Origin of the sequence: Chryseobacterium piperi (genome assembly GCF_002285635.2) — a bacterium.
GTDB classification, from domain to species: domain Bacteria; phylum Bacteroidota; class Bacteroidia; order Flavobacteriales; family Weeksellaceae; genus Chryseobacterium; species Chryseobacterium piperi.
Genome location: NZ_CP023049.2, coordinates 2,917,226 through 2,936,117, shown reverse-complemented (window position 1 = coordinate 2,936,117; position 18,892 = coordinate 2,917,226). Strand labels below are relative to the sequence as shown.

Below are 18,892 nucleotides of genomic sequence, written 5' to 3'. Positions count from 1 at the left end.
TGAAATCCTTAAAAGAGAGAGTTGTTTTCAAGATTTTCAAAATAGGTATCTACTTCCAGGTTATTTGATGCTGCCGCAGCCACAGCCAGCTTATCACATAACTCATTCTCGAAGTGACCTGCATGTCCTTTTATCCAATGCATCTTAGGATTGTGCTTGTTGTAAAGCACGATGAATTTCTGCCAGAGATCAGGATTTTTTACATTTTTCCATCCTCTTTTTATCCATCCTGTTATCCAGTTTTGATTAACAGCATCGGCTACGTATTTACTGTCTGTGAATACATGAATGTCATTTTCAGGAGACTTCAATTTTTCTAAAGCTGTAATGACAGCCAGAAGTTCCATTCTGTTATTTGTTGTTTTACGAAAGCCTTTGGAAAAAGTTTTTTGATAATTTTTTTCAGGAACGCGCATGAGAATTCCGTAGCCACCCTTTCCCGGGTTGCCACTGCAGGCTCCATCAGTGTAAATTTCAATTCTCAAAATTTAGGATATTGGTTATCTTACTATTCTCAGATACAGAAGTATAAGAATAGTAAGATGTATTTAAGTAAAATGTTTAAAAAGGAAAATCGTCGTCGTCATCAAAATCATTCATTGAAGATCCTGAGAGTTGAGAACTATCCGGAAGATCAAATGCCGCTCCCGGTTGAATAGTAGTCTTGATCTTATCAAAGCCACTTGGCTCACCGGAATTGAAATTAGATGGGTATCCCGGAGCTCCTCCAAGCGCAGCTTCAACATCTCCAAATTTGGCGAAATGTTTCAGGAACGATAACCTTACGTCTGCTGTCGCACCATTTCTGTGTTTTGCGATAATGAGCTCGGCCTGGTTTTCCGTTGAGGTTTCTTGTCCTTCTTCATCATTGTCCCAAACGGCAATCTTATAATATTCAGGTCTGAAGATGAAGGATACGATATCGGCATCCTGCTCAATAGCTCCGGATTCCCTAAGGTCGGAAAGCTGAGGTCGTTTTCCCGGACGGGTCTCCACACTTCTTGAAAGCTGGGAAAGTGCAATAACGGGAACATTTAATTCCTTCGCAATAGCTTTTAATGAACGGGAGATCATGGAGATTTCCTGCTCACGATTTCCGCCTCCTTTTCCACCACCTCCGGCAGTCATTAGCTGAAGATAATCGACCATGATCAGTCGTACACCATGCTGCATTACCAGTCTTCGGCATTTCGCACGGAAGTCAAATATGGAGAGGGAAGGAGTTTCATCAATATAAAGTGGAGCATTTTCCAATTCAGACACGTTAGAGAATAATCTCTGCCATTCTTCATCATCCAAAGTTCCTTTTCTTAATTTTTCGGAAGAAATTCTTGTTTCAGAAGCAATCATCCTGGTGATAAGCTGTACCGATGCCATCTCGAGAGAGAAAAGGGCCATTGGGATTTTATGTCCTACGGCTATATTTCTTGCCATAGATAGCAGGAATGCTGTTTTACCCATCGCGGGACGGGCGGCAATAATGATAAGGTCGGAATTCTGCCAGCCTCCGGTTTCTTTATCTACATCCCGAAATCCTGAAGGAACTCCTGAAAGACCTTCCTTGTCTTTTAATGATTTGATTGTATCAATAGCCTGTTTTACCAATGAATTAGCTGTATCAAATCCTTTTTTAATGGTTCCGTTGGTAATTTCAAAAAATGATTGCTCAGCTTTATCCAATAATTCAAAAACATCCGTAGATTCCTTGTATGAAGAGTCAATTACGTTAGCCGAAACGTTGATTAAACTTCTTAAAATATATTTTTCAAGAATTACACGAACATGGTATTCTATGTGTGCGGAGGAGCTTACCCCCATCGTAAGATCTATAATATAATGGTCACCACCAGCTGAAGGTAGTTTCTCCTCTTTTTTTAATTCCTGTATAATAGTCATAAGGTCAACAGGGTGGTTACCTTCATATAGCTTTAAAATAGTAGTAAAGATAACCTGGTGCCTAGGATCATAAAAAACGTCAGGAGTCAATAAATCAATAGAGTGGTCAAGCCCTTTTTTATCTATTAAAAAAGTTCCGATGATCAGTCTTTCAAAATCTACTGCATTAGGAGGCATTTTTCCATCTGCAATTGACAATTCTTTCGCAAAGTTTCCGTGCGTAAGAGATGATAATGTTTCTTTCTGCGCCATGTTGCAAAGATAGCTTATTTAAAAAATAATTAAAAAATAGTATTCAACAAATTATGTTTAATGAATACAAAAATACGATCAATAAAAGATAAAACATGTTGATAAAAAAATCACCTCAATTTTGAGGTGATTTTTTTATTTGATTTATAATTTTAACTATTCTCTGTTTTTTACCAGAATCCAGCCGCTGTATTTGGTTGGTGTACTGTTTTTATCATTTTCATTCCATGAAATCGTATACCAATAGGTACCAGTGACTATTTTTTTACCACCGGAAGTACCATCCCATCTGTATCCTCTTATTTTATCCGCTTCATATAGTTTGTTTCCATATCTGTCATATACAATGAAAACTAAATTTTTCTTATATGATAATTCTGAATAATCTACATAATCGTTGATGTTATCTCCGTTAGGAGTAATAGCATTGATCAGATTAGGAACCGTTACCTGAACGTCAATAGGTCTGCAATCAAAAGAGTCAATAACATATATTTTGTTTTCTCCTCTTGGAAGCCCGGTAAACACATTAGAATCCTGCCAGTTAATACCATCCAGAGAATATTTATAAGGTGATTTTCCACCCGAAACATTCACCGTAATAGTATTGTTTGAAATATCTATACTGCTGATAACGGGTTGCTGAGAAGGGTATACGTGTACTTCCTGCACGGTGTAGCAGATTCCGGTTTTTAATTTTACCCAATATGCACCGACTCCTATATTTTGTATGGATTGAGTGGTTGCACCAGTGCTCCATTCATATCCGTCAAAACCAGGTCCGGCATCTAAAGTAGTAGTATCTTCCATACAGATGGTTACATCTTTTAGGACGTTAGATTTTACCGGAGGTAATACTTTAAGGGTAATTTTTGCAATGGCATAACATAAATTGGCGCTAATTACCCTGACATAGACATCTCCACTCATAGCTACGTATGCTGTAGGATTGGCGATTGGATTATTTCCACTCAAAGCATCGGCCATTGTCGTGTAGAATTTTTTAGTGACCGGAGCCTGACTGGTAACATCAGCAGTTGTTAAGTCAAAAGATGCTGTATTGATATTCGTATCTATATAACAAGATTCAATAAGCGCATCCTTTACCACGACTACCGGATGGAACTTCAGTGTAATGGTAGCATCATCTGAACATCCTTCTAATGATGTAACTTTTACATATACTATTTTTTCACCTGAAACATATGCTGCGGGGTTGGTAATCTGATTGGTTCCGGCATTCATATCATTAAGCGTCGGATAATACTTCTTAATGGCAGTCGGATCATTAAATGTATCTGCTAAAGTCAGATTGAATGTTGCTGTTCCGGCTCCATTATTATTACAGGAATAGATGGTGTCATCCTTGGCTATAATATTACCCTGCCTGAATTTAAATTTACCGGTTATGAAACATTTATTAATCGGATTATTGGGATCATTAGGATCCGTATACATGATTCTATAATAATATACTGTTGTTCCGTTTACAATTGTTGGATTAGGAAGAGCGTTGTTTCCAGTTATAGCATCATTGTTATTATCATGATAAGTAACTGAGAAATTAGCATTGCCATTAACAATACCAGCAGAAAGAGTAGTAAAATTAAACGGACCAGGTAATGCGCATTTTAAAATTTCATTAGGGGAATCCGGAGTAGGTCCGGGAGTTCCAGGAGTAACAAACGGATGTGGAGTCAGTACCGGATCATTGAACGCTGAAGCTAAAGTAGCGGTTCCGCCCCATGTTAAAGAAAACCCGAATGAGTTTGTACTGTAGTTGTCTACCAATAAAACATAAGTCTCGCCTGCATTTACATTCATTGGAGGTCCGTAGCTTGAGTTAGGGGGATTGGTTGCTAATCCGGTCGGATAAGGCCACGGCCCGGTTCTTGGGGCAAAATTACAAGCGACAGGAGCTCCTAAGTTTCCGCAAGTAGGGCTGGGTCCCCATACTGCCCAGTCGTAATCCGCAGCATCATTAGCTGGGTCATCCGGTGGTAAATTGGGATTGGTGTTAGGAGTTATTTCAAAGGTTAATGTACCTGAAGTAGCTATAGAAAATGAATACCATACCGAATAATGTTCTCCTCCCTTAAGGCAAAGATCTGGAGGAACAGGATTGGGTGGCCCGGGAATATCAACGACAGTTCCGGAGCCTGTAGGCTGATAAGAGATATTGGAGTTTCCACAAACCGGAATCGCTGTAATACAGTCGGATTGTGAAAAATATAGTTGGGATAAAAATAAAATAAAAAGAAGTAGTAGTTTTCTCATTTTGAAATGAATTTTATGTAACAAAAATAGCTAAAATAACAAAATAACACTATTATTTATAGCATAAAATTAACAAAAACCGCCTTTAAAAGCGGTTTTTGTTAAAAAATATTATTTATTCTCTGTTTTTTACCATAATCCAGCTTGAGAACTTGAAAGGAGTATTTCTCTTGTCATTCTCATTCCAGGTTACAGAATACCAGTAAGTTCCCGTAGGCACTTTTTTACCTCCGTTGGTTGTGCCATCCCACTTGTATCCATTCGTTTTATCGGCACGGAAAATCTGAGCACCATATCTGTCAAAAATACTTACTACTAGATTTTGTTTGTGTGCCAATGCGGAATAATCAATAACATCATTAATCCCATCATTGTTAGGAGTAATCACATTAATTAAATTAGGGACTACCACGATAATGTCAATCGGATCACAATCATAAGCATCTTTTACATAAATATGGCTGTCTCCTCTTGGTACATTGTTGAATACATTAGAATCCTGCCAGTTGATATTATCCAATGAATACTTGTAAGGTGGAGTTCCTCCAATTACATTCACTGTTAATGTGTTGGTAGAAACATCTACGTTGGTGATTACCGGTTGTTCAGTAGGATAAACCGTTACGGTTTGTTTGGTGAAACATTCTCCGGTTTTTAATTTCACCCAATACGTCCCCACACTGACATTGGTAATGGTTTGCGTGGTAGCGCCCGTACTCCATTCGTAAGCAGAGAATCCAGGGCCTGCATCAAGGGTTGTAGTATCTTCCATACAAATAATCTTGTCGGCAAGGACTGTAGATTTTACCGGTGGTAATACAACTAAAGTAATTTTAGCAACGGTAAAGCAGCCGTTGGCATTCGATACTCTGACAAATACCAATCCATTCGGAGCAATATAGTTGTCTGGTGTAAGGATTTCATTTGTTGCGTTAACGGCATCCGTCATGGATGGATAGAACTTTTTAGTGGTCCCGGTCTGTGTTGTTACAGCAATGCCTGTAAGATCAAATAATGCTGTAGAAGGGTTGGTTTCAATAAAACAAGACCTTATAGAAGGCTCCAATACGGTTACTATCGGATGGAAGTTAAGTTTGATTTCTGCTATAGAAGTACAGCCGAATTCATTCGTTGCTTTCACATACGCAGATCCTGCAGGAGCTATATATACATATGGGTTAGTGATCTCATTGGTGCCATTATTGGCATCAGGAAGCGAAGGGTAGTACTGAAATGTTAGGTTGGGAATTGCTCCGGCACCCACATCTGCAGTGGTGAGATCATAGGTTCCCGTTCCTGAATTATTATTACTACAGGATATAAGGGTTCCCTGAGTCAGAGAAAATGATTTATCAATAAATTTGATAGTTCCGAATTGTTTACATTTATTTAAGAAACTGGCCGGACTCGTAGGATCCGAATAACTAATTACATAGCTATAAGTGTTGGTTGGGTCTACTGCAATTGGATTGGTGATTGGGTTGGCATCATCCAATGCATCAGTAGCTGTTTTGTAATATTTTACAACGAAATTAGGATTTCCGTTGAGTATTCCGGATGTTAACGTGGAGAAATCGAAATTTAAGTCACATATTGTAAGGACTCCATCGTGATTAGGACCTGGTACAACAAATGGGAAAGGCTGAAGAACAGGATCTCCAAATGGAGTAAGTAACCCTGCCGATCCTCCGAATGTCAAAGAAAACTGTGAAATAGTCGGGGAGAAGTTATCGATAAGTAAATAATAGACCTGACCTGGCAATACATCAATATATTTAACCATTCCGTCTGACGGGTTTCCTAAGTTATCGGTTCCTGCGCCTTCGGAAGTATCCAATGAAGTCAGGTTAAGTCCTGTCACATATTGGCCGGGAGATGGAGCGTCATAAGAACATCTTATCGGATCTATAGTCTGGATCTCAGTACAATTATTATTGGGTCCGTAAAGCGCCCAGTCATAATCGACATTATTCACAGGATTGATCTCAAAAGTTAAAGTACCGGCACTCAGGGTGCTAAATGTAAACCAGATTGAATTGTTTTCACCATTTAAACAGCCTGCATTTCCTTCATCATGATCCCCAATACCATTGGGAGTTTGAGTAATATTGGCATTGCTACAAATAGGAATTGCTGTAACACAGTCATTATTTTGTGCAAAAAAGAAATGAGAAACCAAAAAAGTTATAAAGAGTAATGCTTTTTTCATAGAATGATTTTTTAAAGTTATTAGAAGTAAATCTGTTTTAAACTATTTTTTATTGGCTAAAATAGTTCCGCCAACTTCAGATTTAGTCTTTTGCTCTCTAATGAGATTCAATAAATCATTGTTCTCTTTATTGTCAGGTTCCGCAGCTAAGCTACCTAAAACATACTTTTCAGCAAGGCTATTGATTTCCCGTATATCTGTCTTTTTGTTATTTTTTAAAAGAAGTTCGGTTTTGTTATATAACATAAGACCTGCGTAATAATAAGCTTTCCACTTATAGGGATCTTTTGTTTTTTTTAGTTCCGAAAATTCCTTAAAAAGCTTGTCGTAATCAGCAATGGTCTTTGCTGTAGATATCTTTTCTGCTTTCTGATTCAGCGTCTTCTCATAGCTGCTCTGGGCAGATATAAGTACGCCAAATAAGGCAAAGCAAAAAGCTAATAGTATTTTTTTCATAAGGGGGATTTTATAGGACAAATATAAAAAATTATTAACCTTCAATTAATGTTTTTAAGATTTATTTAATAGAACGGTGAATATGTGTTTAATATTGCATTTTTCTTAATTTAGGATTTGTAGTTCCTACAAGTAAGGCGATAAGAACGGTCATCGTACCCCCGAAAACTACCGAACGAACTACCCCCAGAAGCTTTGCAGAAAGACCACTTTCAAACTGTCCCATTTCATTACTGGACATAATGAATATTGAATTGACGCTGAGAACGCGCCCTCTTATATGGTCCGGTGTTTTTAACTGTACAATTGTACCTCGTATAACAACGGATATTCCATCTAGCATTCCGCTCAATACCAAAAACATAAATGACAGCCAATATATATTCGAGAGTCCAAATCCTATAATGCAGAGTCCAAATCCGGTTACTACCCCCAATAGTATCTTGCCTTGGTTTCTTCTTAATGGAATGATGGATAGAATTGTGATGATGCACATAGCTCCAATATCTGAAGCAGCGTTTAATAATCCGAATCCTTCTGCGCCTACTTTCAGAATATCCGTAGCATATACTGGGATCATGGCAACAGCTCCCCCAAAAAGTACCGCAAACATATCTAAACAAAGAGCACCCAGAATTTCTTTGGTTTTAAATATATAAGAAATCCCTTCCCGCATGCTCTCTACTATTTTTACAGAATCTTTTTTGTATTCGGAATACTGTTTTTGGAGTTGCCAGAAAAACAATGATGCGGTGAAGATGAGTAATATAATAACTACTAATGTCCATTTTACACCAAAGAATCCGATCAGAAAACCGCCTACGGCATGTCCGCAAACAGAAGAGATCAGAAAGGTAGCCTGATTTAAAGTTACGGCATTGGGTAAATTTTCTTTTTTTACAATTTTAGGAATCATAGATGGGATGATAGGCCCGATAAAAGCTCTTGCGATTCCTGTGAAAAAAATAACCCCATAAATGAAATACGTGATCTGGTGTCCTGAAAAATGCATTTCTACATCAAAAAAAGCAGGAATAAGCAACAAACCTATCAGGAAGATATATGCATAATTACAAATAAGAAGAAGTTTCTTCTTTTCGTTCATATCGATAACATGTCCGGCATACAAAGCGCAACTAACAGCTGGAATGACTTCAGATAATCCTATTAATCCTATTGAAAATGGGTCCTTTGTTAGTTGATATACCCACCATCCGAGTAAGGTAGCAAGCATTCTAAAGGCTAAAACAATAAAAAATCTTCCTGTAAGAAGATTTCTGAATTCAACATTTTTCAATGTTTTTAACGGAGTAAAGGAAATCATACGCAAAAATAGCTCTAAATATTGATTTAAAACTGTTGGGAGGTTGATTTTTCAAATGATAAATCAAATACTTTTTAAAAGATAGGGTCTATTAGTCTGCTCTTGATGCGCTGATTACAATGGCCGCCGCCGCCGCTGCTCCTATCACAACAGCTCCTGCTGTTACCCTTGCTCTTGATCGGTCTTTCACCGCAGCAACATTTGCTTTAGGAATAATTACTTCTGTACTGTCTTTTTTTCCTGTCGTTCCTGCGATATTATCACCTTGCACGTTACGAAATAGCATTTTTTGCTTTTTAGAGCCATCTTTCATCGTAACAATATATACTCTTCCTGCTTCCAGGTTAGAATAATTGTTTTTTGAAACATCTTCACTATATTTTGTGGTAGCACATGATGAGATTAAAAATAAAGAGGTTAAAAAAGAGGATTTTAGGAGTACAGATACTTTCATTATTTTTATTTAGTTTTCCAAATTTATAATTTTTTTTGAATATATGTTTTTGGAATTGAAAAAAAGTAATTAAAATTTATAGATTTCTAATAAATCTGCGATTTTTCTGTCATTTGCTAATCTTGGAATCTTATTTTGTCCACCCAGCTTTCCTTGTGATTTAGCATATTCCTGAAAAGCATTTTTCTTAAGCCGTGTAATTTGCAGTTTTTGTAAGATGTTTCCTGAAATAAGATCATCGTAATAGGTGTTGCGTTTTCTTAGCTGTTGGTCAAGTTCATCTTTAAAGCCTGTTAGATCGGCAGGTTCTTTTTCAAACTCAATAAACCATTCGTGATAAGGGAGTCCTTCGCTTGGGTTTACCTGAGGGGCAAGATGAAATTCTGTAATTTGAGCAGGGTAGTTTTCTAAAGCTGCTTTCATTGCTTCCTCAACTTCAAATGCAATGACGTGCTCACCAAAAGCAGATGTGAAATGTTTTGTTCTTCCGCTTACCAATACACGATGCGGGTTTTTATTGATAAACCTTACCACATCACCAATTGAATATGCCCAAAGTCCTGAGTTCGTGGTTAGTATTAAGGCGTAGTCTTTATTAAGTTCAATATCTTTTAAGGTTAATCTTTTTGCTGTTGGTTTTCCGTACTCTTCCAATGGAATAAATTCATAGAATATACCATGATTTGTTAAAAGCAAAAGACCTTCCTTGGTGAAATCATCCTGGAATGCGAAAAAGCCTTCTGAAGCTGGAAATGTTTGAATAATATCCACTGTTCCACCCAAGAGATCTTCCATTTTGTCACGGTAAGGTTCGTAATTTACCCCACCCGTCACAATAAGCTGAAGATTGGGGAAAATTTGCTTTATCTTTTTTCCGTGTCTTTCGATCAGCTTTTCAAAATACATGATCAACCAAGGTGGGATTCCTGAAATCAGGGTCATGTTTTCTTTTTCTGTTTCTTCTACGATTTTGTCAACCTTGGCTTCCCAATCATCTATAATATTGGTTTCCCAACTCGGCAGACGATTTTTTTGAAGGTAATTCGGAATGTGATGAGCAACGATTCCTGAAAGGCGTCCTGTCTTGATTCCGTACACTTCTTCCATCTCCGGGCTGCCCTGTAAGAAAATCATTTTTCCGTTGACAAAATTAGCGTTACCTTTTTGAGCGATGTAGTGAAAGAGGGCACTTTGTGCTCCTTTGATTTGATAAGGCATTGCTTCTTTAGAAATGGGAATGTATTTTGAACCGGAAGTTGTGCCGGATGTTTTTGCAAAGTACTCAGGAGTGTCAGTCCATAGAATATTAGATTGTCCTTTCTTTACTCTTTCTATATAGGGTTTTAGATCTTCATAATCAGCAACAGATACTTTATCTTGAAAATCTTTGATCGAGTGAATATTTTCAAATTCATGCTCTCTTCCAAAAAGAGTTTTTTTTGCAGAATTAACTAAGGACAAGAGTAGTTTTTCCTGATCCTTTTCAGCATTTTTTTTAAATTCTTCGGCTTTTTGGACGTGTTTTTTTGCCCAAAGCAACGCTATATTTTTTTTAAGAAAGCTTAACATGGTTCAAATTTATAAAATAACTAATAACTAAAGAATCTAATGGTGTTTTTAAGAGATATACCATAAAAAAACCGATGATGAGTTCATCGGTTCTTCGAAATTTGATTATGAAAATAACAACTATATGTTGAGTTTATTTGTTGGCTTTGTACCTTTTATCAGGTGTGCCATCTTTTTTTAGACGCTTGTTTGCCTTGTATCTTTTATCTGGAGTTCCATCCTTTTTCATCTTCATTCCAGCGGTTGATGCTGTGGCAGATTTTGTTGCCATTTTAGTTTCAGCGGCTTTCACAGTTTTTGGAGCTTGCTGAACGGTTTTAGCAGCTGTTGCCGGTGCCGTTTGCTGAGCTGTAGCAAGTCCTAATCCTAGCATTAGTGACATTGCTGATAATAGTTTTTTCATAGGAATTATATTACTTTGGTTTTGTTAAGTAAAGATATACAAAAATCAGGCTGAAAAATCTAGCGTTTAGAAACTTAACTAAAGTTTATTACAGATTAAAAAAAGCTTAAATCTGTCCCTTATTTTCTATAAAAAAACCTGTTCCGTAAGTAAGGAACAGGTTTTTTTATAGAGGTAATTATTTTTTATCGTGTACAATTGGCAGTCCATGTTTTGCCATCTTTAGCATACAGGATTTTTAATTCGTTGTTATCGATTCTGATGTATGAAGTAGCATTTGATCCAACCATTACCAGTGTATTGTCTCCTTTTTGCTCAAACTGAATTCCATTCAATGCGGGAATACCGTTTGAAAAGGCAAAATTATATTTTGTACCACTGGCGATTTTAGTTACAAATACACTTCCGTCATCAGTGCTTGTGTTTGTGGATCCATCATTATATGATACGCTTCCCCGGTATGTTCCTGCAAAGAAGTCATTGTTGGCAGGATCATCATCTCTGCTACACGAAGAAATTGCGATGGCCGTAAAAAAGACCAACATAAAAACTCCTAAAAATTTGATTGCTTTTTTCATAATATTATTATTTAATGTTTCGTATCAATGGAATTTTCAAACACTATGCCATGTAATAAAATGATGATTTTTTTAACGTTTAATTAAATGAATTGGCTGAAATTTATTATTAATATTGTTGTTTTCTGTTAGTTTTGTTTATTGTATAATGTTCGTTGTGGTGAGTTGGGAAAAATATATTTACCTTTGTTAAGATGTGATAACGATTTCGGAAACCCCCGAAATCGATTTCGTCGTTTATACCACCATTATCTATGCAGTTAAAAGCCATTAATGAAAAGTTTCTTCCAGATTTGTTGCAAAAAGAATTTGGTAAAGAAATTTTCACCCAGTTAGAAGCTCATCAGCATATTTCCGTTAAAGGAAATGCAGGGTCTTCCTCTTCTGTTTTTGTAGCGGAACTTTTCCTGACACAGAAAAAGAATATCCTTTATTTAATTGATGATAAAGAAGAAGCCCTATATGCTAATACGGAAATAGAAGATTTATTGGGAAAAGACAAAGTTCTATTCTTTCCTGCAACTCATCTTGAGCCGTATCAGGTTGAAAAAACACAGAATGCAAATCTTGTCCTGAGGACAGAGGTTTTAAATAAACTTAACTCTAGCAAATCTCCGAAAGTGATCGTTGCCTATGCCGGGGCATTATCTGAAAAAGTTTTAAAGAAAGAGGATTTTAAGGCCATCTCTCATCATATTAAGGTGGGGGATCAATTGGATTTCGATTTTGTGGACGAATTGCTTTCACATTATCAGTTTCAGCAAGCGGATTTCGTATCAGAGCCGGGAGAATTTTCTGTACGGGGTGGGATTGTAGATGTTTTTTCTTATTCTTATGAGAAACCCTACAGAATTACTTTCTTTGGAAACGAAGTAGAAAGCATTAAAACTTTTGATATTGAAACACAGCTTTCTATTGATAAAATAAAAGAATTTCAGTTGGTTTCCAATATGAACTTTTCGGTTTCAGCGAGTAGGGTTTCCTTGCTGCAGCTTTTGCCTAAAGAAAGTTTTGTTGTCTCTAAAAATGCAGTTGTAGGACTTCAGAAAATCAAATCATTTTACGAGAAAGCACTGGAAAAATATGAAACTCTGAGTAAAGATATTGCACATAGAACCCCGCAGGAACTGTTTATTTCTGATCAGGAATTTTTATTCGATTATAAAAAATTTAAAACAATCGATTTCAGCAGTGTCGGAATAGAAGAGCTCGAAACATTTAATATTACCATAGAGCAAACTGCTCAACCATCTTTTCATAAGAATTTTGAATTATTAATTCAGGATCTTGAAGAAAAACAAAGTGAAGGCTTTGATACCTGGATTTCTTTTTCGACGGAAAAGCAAAAAGAAAGGCTGGAATCCATTTTTGAAGAATTGGAACATGAGGCTTTTTTCAAAAGCTTTAAGTCGGAACTGCACGAGGGATTTGTAGACTATAATCATAAACTTTTAGTATATACGGATCACCAGATTTTTGACCGGTATCAGAGATATAAAGCCAAAAATACTTTTGCAAAATCTGAACAACTGACCCTGAAAGACCTAATGTCTCTGAAAGTAGGGGATTATATTGCTCACATCGACCATGGAATAGGAAAATTTATGGGATTGGTGAAAGTGAATAATGATGGGAAAATCCAGGAATGTTTTAAACTGACTTATAAAAATGGAGATCTGTTGTATGTAAGTATTCATTCACTGCATAAAATATCCAAGTATAACGGGCCGGATGGAAAAGAGATTGTTCTGAGTAAGCTGGGTTCACCGGCATGGAAATCCTTGAAGCAGAAAACAAAAGCAAAGGTAAAACAGATTGCTTTTGACCTGATCAAATTATATGCTCAAAGAAAAACAGCACAAGGCTTTGCTTTTACTCCGGATTCTTATTTGCAAAATGAGCTGGAGGCAAGTTTCATTTATGAAGATACTCCAGATCAGGAAAAAGCAACGATTGACGTGAAAAAGGATATGGAATCCAGTACCGTAATGGACCGATTGGTTTGCGGTGATGTGGGGTTCGGTAAAACAGAGGTTGCTATTCGGGCGGCATTCAAAGCCGCGACTGACGGTAAACAAGTAGCTGTTCTGGTTCCGACTACTATTCTTGCATTTCAGCACTACAGAAGTTTCAAAGAAAGACTAAAGGATTTCCCAGTTAATGTATCTTATGTAAATAGGTTCAGAACAGCAAAACAAAAATCTGAAGCTTTAGAGGGCTTGAAAAATGGAAAGGTAGATATTATTATAGGAACACATCAGCTGGCTAGCGCCAGTGTGAAATTTAAAGATTTAGGTTTACTGATTATTGATGAAGAACATAAATTCGGAGTTTCTGTAAAAGATAAATTAAAAACCCTTAAAAGTAATGTAGATACACTGACTTTAACAGCGACGCCAATTCCGAGAACTTTGCAGTTTTCTTTAATGGCGGCAAGGGATCTTTCGGTTATAAAAACACCACCTCCCAACAGGCAGCCTGTTGATACACAGATTGTAGGATTCAATGAAGAGATTATTCGTGATGCTGTATCCTATGAACTACAGAGGGATGGGCAAGTTTATTTCATTAATAACAGGATAGAAAACCTGAAAGATATTGCCGGGCTGATTCAGAGATTAGTTCCTGATGCAAGGGTGATTACCGGGCATGGTCAGATGGAAGGGAAGCAGCTGGAGAAAAATGTACTTGACTTTATGGAGGGTAAATATGATGTTCTGGTTTCTACGACAATTGTTGAAAGTGGTGTTGATGTTCCTAATGCGAATACCATTTTTATTAATGATGCCCAGAGATTTGGGATGGCAGATCTTCACCAGATGAGAGGGAGAGTAGGACGAAGCAATAGAAAAGCTTTTTGTTATCTGATCACACCACCTTATGATATGATGACTTCTGATGCAAGAAAAAGATTGGAAGCTATTGAGCAGTTTTCAGATTTAGGAAGTGGTTTTCAAATTGCCATGAAAGATCTTGAGATCCGCGGAGCAGGTGACTTGCTAGGAGCGGAACAAAGTGGTTTTATCAACGAAATGGGGTTTGAGACCTATCAAAAACTGATGCAGGAAGCTTTGGAAGAGTTAAAAGATGATGAGGATTTTGAGAATTTATTTGATAATGAAGAGGATAGACAAAAACTCTTTAAATCGGTAAAAGATGTAAATATAGATACCGACCTGGAGCTTATGCTTCCTGATTTTTATATTTCTAATACGGAAGAAAGGTTATCACTCTATCAGAAAATTGCTGAAATAGATAATGAAAAAGATCTTCAAAAATTTGAAAATGAACTGATTGATCGTTTTGGTGATTTGCCAAAAGAGGCTGTTAATCTTTTAAAAAGTGTATCCTTGAAGTGGCTGGCTGCTGATATTGGTTTTGAAAAGATTGTTATGAAAAATGGAGTCTTTTTAGGATATTTTCCAAGTAATCCACAGGATAAGTTTTATCAGACCGATAAGTTTAAGCATATTATTAGTTATTTAACCCAAAACCCTTCAGAAGCACAGCTTAAGGAAAAAATAGGGAAAGAAGGAAATAACCTGATGATGCGAAAAGATAAAGTAAAAAATGTAGATGAGGTTAATCTTTTATTAAAGTCGATTTTGGCTTTATAGAAGGAGTTTTTGCTGGCTGTAAAAATAATTCTACTTTTTTGTATAAAGAATTCTATTAGTTATTAGATATATTTCTATAGTATAAATAATTAAACAATAGTGTTTTATATAAAAAAAATGTACCTTTGCAGCCCTTATTATGAAAAAAACTATTTACTGCTGCGTTATCGGATTTTGCTCAATCTATGCGCACGCCCAGGTGGGAATTGGGATAAGTACACCCAATGCTGCTCTCGACGTTAACGGGAAAACTACCTTAAGAAAAGAGCTAAGAGTAGGCGGTACTTCGTCGCAAGTCGGAAATGCCGGATTAAACGGCCAGGTTTTGGTTTCTCAAGGCCCAAACTTACCTCCAATTTGGAAATCGATCAATGTGTCCTTTATGGAGGAAGGACAGTATAAATTGATTAATTCGTATTTATCATTAGATCAAAAAGGAATTACTAGCTTATCGAATGGAGTTGCGGGTGATAATGTTTACACCAATAGTGTTGGAGATAATATTACGGATACCGGAAAAGGAAAGTGGGTAAAGATTGAAGGTCTTGAAAACAGTTTTAAAATAAAAAACGCGAGAAACAGGGTCACCTATCAATTTCAGACAGGAGTTGAAATGAAGGCTCCTGTAGCAACAACCTCACAGAATATTAGTTTTACATGTGGCGTATTTAGAGGAGGGAAACTTGTTGCTATCCGCCCTGATAAAATCTCTTCAAACAATAATTCCGATAAAGGCGGAATCCAAGAATATATTTTTACCCTTAATTATACCGAGCAGAATGTTCCTCTGGGTAATCAGAAACTAGAAGTGGCTTGTAGGAAAATTACAACATCAGATGTTAATAGTCAATTTGCCATTGGGCGTAATATTTCGAATACGAATACAGCATCCAATGCATTCACTTTAGAGTCAGATCTAAAGATTGATATTATTGAATATATAACCTACAAAGGCAATTAATCCATGAAAAATATTTTATCTATCCTGTTTTTATCAGTAGGGCTGTCTTTATCTGCGCAGATAGGAATAAGAACAGTAACTCCCAGAGCAAAATTAGACGTTAATGGAGATATTAATCTCCGCAATAAGCTTGTTTTACTAAGCACTACAAATAACAGCCTTTCTCAAGGAACTAATGATCAGGTTTTAGTTTCTCAGGGCGAAGGATACCCTCCGGTATGGAAAACGCTTAGAATTCCTGAATATGAAGTGAATAAATTTTATTTGATTTTTAATAACTCTTTCTCAGACAGAACGGGTGTTACTTTTACAGGTTCTGAAGAATCCAGTACAGCATCTACCAGATCTACCAGCTTTGTGAAAGGAGCTGCATTCAGCACCTTTAATAATTTTAAGAAAATTACTGCTTTATCACAGCCTTTCCAGGTATACAGTACAGATAGTAAAACCTATTTTCAGTTTGAAACGGTAATTCATACTAACTTTCCGGCAAACGGTAATCCGGATACGGCAATCGACTACGCCTGCGGAATTTTTGTAGATGATAAATTAGTGAACCTTCGACAAGGGAATATAAAGGCAAGTAGTGCCGCTAGCACATTCTTAACGCATAATCAGATAGGAATTGCAGAAAACCTTACTAAGGGAACCCATAACATTAGTGTTGCTTGCTCAAGACTAAAGTCGTATAACACCAATAATGCTACTTTGGGAATTGGGATTAATGTTGCTACCAACATTGATAGCTTTATTGCTCAGTCTTCTTTGAAAATCGATGTGTATGAAGTGCCGCAAGTGTTTAACCCAATTTTAAATTAAGTCATGAAAAAAATATTTTTAATAATACTATTATTGGGTGTTGGTCTAGCTAAGGCTCAGGTGGGTATAAATACTTCGACTCCGGTAAATATGTTGGATATTAATGGAGATTTGAATATCAATAAGGAGTTGAGAACAGGAGGAACTAATAATGTAAAAGGAGTTGCCGGAAATGCAGGGGATATTTTGCATAACAATTCTGATTTGTCAGTGAATGATTGGAAAAGTATAAAAATAGCTGATGGGCAGGGGAGTATGGCTTTGTTTTCTATGAATACGGTTTCCGATAAAACGGGAGCTACTTTTAGCGGGGCAAATGGTTCAACAGCTCCGTATGCTGAAAATGCTGCTCTGGATGCGACATGGACTGTACTGGCAGGAGCTGTAGATACTTTCTCTACTACAAATGCAACTAACAAAGTGGTATTTACCTTCCAAACCACAACTCAAAAAACAACTAATGCTAACTCTTCTATAAGTTATGCATGTGGTATTTTCGTAAATAATATGCTTAAGGCCGTGAGAACTGACGTTTTAGTAGGCGGTGACGGAACTAATAAGGTTTTTAATCTTAATGCCACACTGACTAACCTTACACCTCAGAATAACTATAGTGTAAAAGTTGCATGTACAAAGAGAAATTTGAACTCAGGAACTTTAGGAACCGGAAAAGCTGTAAACACTACTTTTTTAAATGATGATATGGCGCAGTCTGTATTGACAACTCAGGTACTACAGCCTTATTAATTTACAAGATTAACCCAAAATAAAAAAAATCTAAAAGTGAAACTTTTAGATTTTTTTTATGGAGATAGCTTATCACTTTCGGAATTACGATCGAGTTAAATGTCTGATGTATGCTTTTTTATTTTTTTAGAAGAAGCTGCTGTTTATTATTTTATGTATCTGATTTTTAATTGTATATGTCGTGGGTTTGGATTTGCTGAGACGTGTATTTGGAAATTTTTAGAACTGTTCAGTTGAATTGTCGTTTTTATTATAATATAAATAAATATATACTTTTTATTTAAAAAAAAATTATATTTGTGAAAAAATAAATAATCCCCTTTAGAAATGAAACAACTTTTCTATTTTATTTTACTGTTTGCTGGTTTTTCTTCCATCCATTCTTGTAAAGACCTTATTGATGAGGATGGTAACCCTCTTATCGACCTAAATAATAATACAGGATTAATTGGCCCGAGAGCGCTATACAGAGAAATTACTGATGCGGATACTATTGCAGAGTATCATTATAATGGTCTGCTTCTATCGAGAGTACTTACAGATAGTGCTTCTATTACAGACGTAATGTATAGTGGAGATAAAGTAAGTAAAATTGATTTTAGAGGTTTTCTGGATTTAGATAATAATGGGAAACTTGATAAAGACAGTATATCTTACTCTCAGATCTTCACCTATGGTGTATCAGGCAGATTAGAAAAAATTTCTGAAAACCGGTCTATTTACAGAAGACCGGATCCTGTACCTCCCGCTACGACTCCGGGACCACAAACTCTTTTGAAAAAAACAAAAACTCTTTATAATTTAAAATATGCTGCTGCTACAAGCAAACTTGATTCTATTCTTATGGAAACAGGAGATGATATACCAGGGGCATTTGCTTATACAGAATATTCAAATACAGGGTATACTTATCTGGGAGATAATGTAGCCAGGGTAGTAAGGCACTATGGGCCGATGACTAACAATGTGCATGGAGCTCCTACTGAAAAACTGGGCTATGATTATACTAATTTCGATAGCCAGATAAGTGCTTATTCTTTATTACCATTTGCGTATAAAGTATCTATGATTTTATCAACCAAATACAATGATAGAAGAAGCTTGACATTGTCTCCGAATAGCCCTAAGAGAATGGCAATTACAGATCTTACAACACCTATTCCGATGCCTGCTATATTCAGTACAGATTATCATTATGATCCTCAGACTTATGTGACCAAAGGATTTGGAATCAACTATATTTATAAGCCTTTATAAAAAAGTTTTTAAACAATACATACAACTCAATTCTTTATCGGATTGAGTTTTTTATTTTTTATCTCTAATTTTG

At 36.3% G+C, this 18,892-nt stretch carries 15 protein-coding genes; 5 read left to right on the top strand and 10 right to left on the bottom strand.

Annotated elements, in window-relative coordinates:
• Window positions 1-8 precede the first annotated feature (8 nt).
• The 10 genes from rnhA to CJF12_RS12760 all read right to left on the bottom strand — a co-directional run bounded on the left by rnhA (window position 9) and on the right by CJF12_RS12760 (window position 11,418).
• The gene (gene rnhA / locus CJF12_RS12805; protein ID WP_034680516.1) at window positions 9-485 is read right to left on the bottom strand and encodes a ribonuclease HI; all 477 of its coding nucleotides are present in this window, start codon (window positions 483-485) and stop codon (window positions 9-11) included.
• A 76-nt stretch (window positions 486-561) separates the two neighbouring features.
• On the bottom strand, window positions 562-2,148 hold the full coding sequence (dnaB, locus tag CJF12_RS12800; RefSeq protein ID WP_034680514.1) for a replicative DNA helicase: 1,587 nt from the start codon (window positions 2,146-2,148) through the stop codon (window positions 562-564).
• Between the two features lie 156 nt (window positions 2,149-2,304).
• Complete coding sequence (locus tag CJF12_RS12795) at window positions 2,305-4,425, bottom strand: T9SS type B sorting domain-containing protein (RefSeq protein ID WP_034680512.1); 2,121 nt, start codon at window positions 4,423-4,425, stop codon at window positions 2,305-2,307.
• Window positions 4,426-4,540: 115 nt separating this feature from the next.
• Window positions 4,541-6,634, bottom strand: coding sequence for a T9SS C-terminal target domain-containing protein (locus CJF12_RS12790; protein WP_034680510.1), 2,094 nt, complete (start codon window positions 6,632-6,634; stop codon window positions 4,541-4,543).
• Between the two features lie 42 nt (window positions 6,635-6,676).
• Window positions 6,677-7,090: a hypothetical protein gene (locus CJF12_RS12785; protein WP_034680507.1), complete on the bottom strand. Its 414-nt coding sequence runs from the start codon at window positions 7,088-7,090 to the stop codon at window positions 6,677-6,679.
• 88 nt (window positions 7,091-7,178) lie between these two features.
• On the bottom strand, window positions 7,179-8,414 hold the full coding sequence (locus tag CJF12_RS12780; protein WP_034680505.1) for an MFS transporter: 1,236 nt from the start codon (window positions 8,412-8,414) through the stop codon (window positions 7,179-7,181).
• Window positions 8,415-8,505: 91 nt separating this feature from the next.
• Window positions 8,506-8,868 carry a hypothetical protein gene (locus CJF12_RS12775; protein WP_034680504.1) on the bottom strand — a complete coding sequence of 121 codons (363 nt, stop codon included), beginning with the start codon at window positions 8,866-8,868 and terminating at the stop codon, window positions 8,506-8,508.
• Between the two features lie 69 nt (window positions 8,869-8,937).
• Window positions 8,938-10,437, bottom strand: a complete 1,500-nt coding sequence (locus CJF12_RS12770) for a GH3 auxin-responsive promoter family protein (RefSeq protein WP_034680501.1) — start codon at window positions 10,435-10,437, stop codon at window positions 8,938-8,940.
• 133 nt (window positions 10,438-10,570) lie between these two features.
• Window positions 10,571-10,840: a hypothetical protein gene (locus CJF12_RS12765; RefSeq protein WP_034680499.1), complete on the bottom strand. Its 270-nt coding sequence runs from the start codon at window positions 10,838-10,840 to the stop codon at window positions 10,571-10,573.
• Window positions 10,841-11,025: 185 nt separating this feature from the next.
• Window positions 11,026-11,418, bottom strand: a complete 393-nt coding sequence (locus CJF12_RS12760; protein WP_034680498.1) for a hypothetical protein — start codon at window positions 11,416-11,418, stop codon at window positions 11,026-11,028.
• Window positions 11,419-11,672: 254 nt separating this feature from the next.
• On the opposite strand from CJF12_RS12760, the gene mfd reads away from it, so the two are divergent.
• From mfd to CJF12_RS12735, 5 genes are all read left to right on the top strand, one after another.
• Window positions 11,673-15,035: a transcription-repair coupling factor gene (mfd, locus tag CJF12_RS12755; protein WP_034680497.1), complete on the top strand. Its 3,363-nt coding sequence runs from the start codon at window positions 11,673-11,675 to the stop codon at window positions 15,033-15,035.
• 139 nt (window positions 15,036-15,174) lie between these two features.
• Entirely contained in the window at window positions 15,175-15,996 is an 822-nt protein-coding gene (locus tag CJF12_RS12750; RefSeq protein ID WP_034680495.1) for a hypothetical protein, read from the top strand.
• A 3-nt stretch (window positions 15,997-15,999) separates the two neighbouring features.
• Window positions 16,000-16,815 (top strand): hypothetical protein, encoded by an 816-nt coding sequence (locus CJF12_RS12745; protein ID WP_034680494.1) that lies wholly within the window; start codon window positions 16,000-16,002, stop codon window positions 16,813-16,815.
• A gap of 3 nt (window positions 16,816-16,818) precedes the next feature.
• On the top strand, window positions 16,819-17,562 hold the full coding sequence (locus CJF12_RS12740; protein WP_034680493.1) for a hypothetical protein: 744 nt from the start codon (window positions 16,819-16,821) through the stop codon (window positions 17,560-17,562).
• Between the two features lie 327 nt (window positions 17,563-17,889).
• Window positions 17,890-18,819, top strand: coding sequence for a hypothetical protein (locus CJF12_RS12735; RefSeq protein WP_034680491.1), 930 nt, complete (start codon window positions 17,890-17,892; stop codon window positions 18,817-18,819).
• Window positions 18,820-18,892 lie beyond the last annotated feature (73 nt).

Excerpts from the sequence above, each read along its gene's own strand:
- CJF12_RS12735 (WP_034680491.1), top strand. The coding sequence starts at position 17,890 with ATGAAACAACTTTTCTATTTTATTTTACTGTTTGCTGGTTTTTCTTCC.
- CJF12_RS12775 (WP_034680504.1), bottom strand. The coding sequence starts at position 8,868 with ATGAAAGTATCTGTACTCCTAAAATCCTCTTTTTTAACCTCTTTATTT.
- dnaB (WP_034680514.1), bottom strand. The coding sequence starts at position 2,148 with ATGGCGCAGAAAGAAACATTATCATCTCTTACGCACGGAAACTTTGCG.
- CJF12_RS12770 (WP_034680501.1), bottom strand. The coding sequence starts at position 10,437 with ATGTTAAGCTTTCTTAAAAAAAATATAGCGTTGCTTTGGGCAAAAAAA.
- CJF12_RS12750 (WP_034680495.1), top strand. The coding sequence starts at position 15,175 with ATGAAAAAAACTATTTACTGCTGCGTTATCGGATTTTGCTCAATCTAT.
- CJF12_RS12740 (WP_034680493.1), top strand. The coding sequence starts at position 16,819 with ATGAAAAAAATATTTTTAATAATACTATTATTGGGTGTTGGTCTAGCT.
- CJF12_RS12745 (WP_034680494.1), top strand. The coding sequence starts at position 16,000 with ATGAAAAATATTTTATCTATCCTGTTTTTATCAGTAGGGCTGTCTTTA.
- CJF12_RS12785 (WP_034680507.1), bottom strand. The coding sequence starts at position 7,090 with ATGAAAAAAATACTATTAGCTTTTTGCTTTGCCTTATTTGGCGTACTT.
- CJF12_RS12795 (WP_034680512.1), bottom strand. The coding sequence starts at position 4,425 with ATGAGAAAACTACTACTTCTTTTTATTTTATTTTTATCCCAACTATAT.
- CJF12_RS12780 (WP_034680505.1), bottom strand. The coding sequence starts at position 8,414 with ATGATTTCCTTTACTCCGTTAAAAACATTGAAAAATGTTGAATTCAGA.
- mfd (WP_034680497.1), top strand. The coding sequence starts at position 11,673 with ATGCAGTTAAAAGCCATTAATGAAAAGTTTCTTCCAGATTTGTTGCAA.
- CJF12_RS12765 (WP_034680499.1), bottom strand. The coding sequence starts at position 10,840 with ATGAAAAAACTATTATCAGCAATGTCACTAATGCTAGGATTAGGACTT.
- CJF12_RS12760 (WP_034680498.1), bottom strand. The coding sequence starts at position 11,418 with ATGAAAAAAGCAATCAAATTTTTAGGAGTTTTTATGTTGGTCTTTTTT.
- CJF12_RS12790 (WP_034680510.1), bottom strand. The coding sequence starts at position 6,634 with ATGAAAAAAGCATTACTCTTTATAACTTTTTTGGTTTCTCATTTCTTT.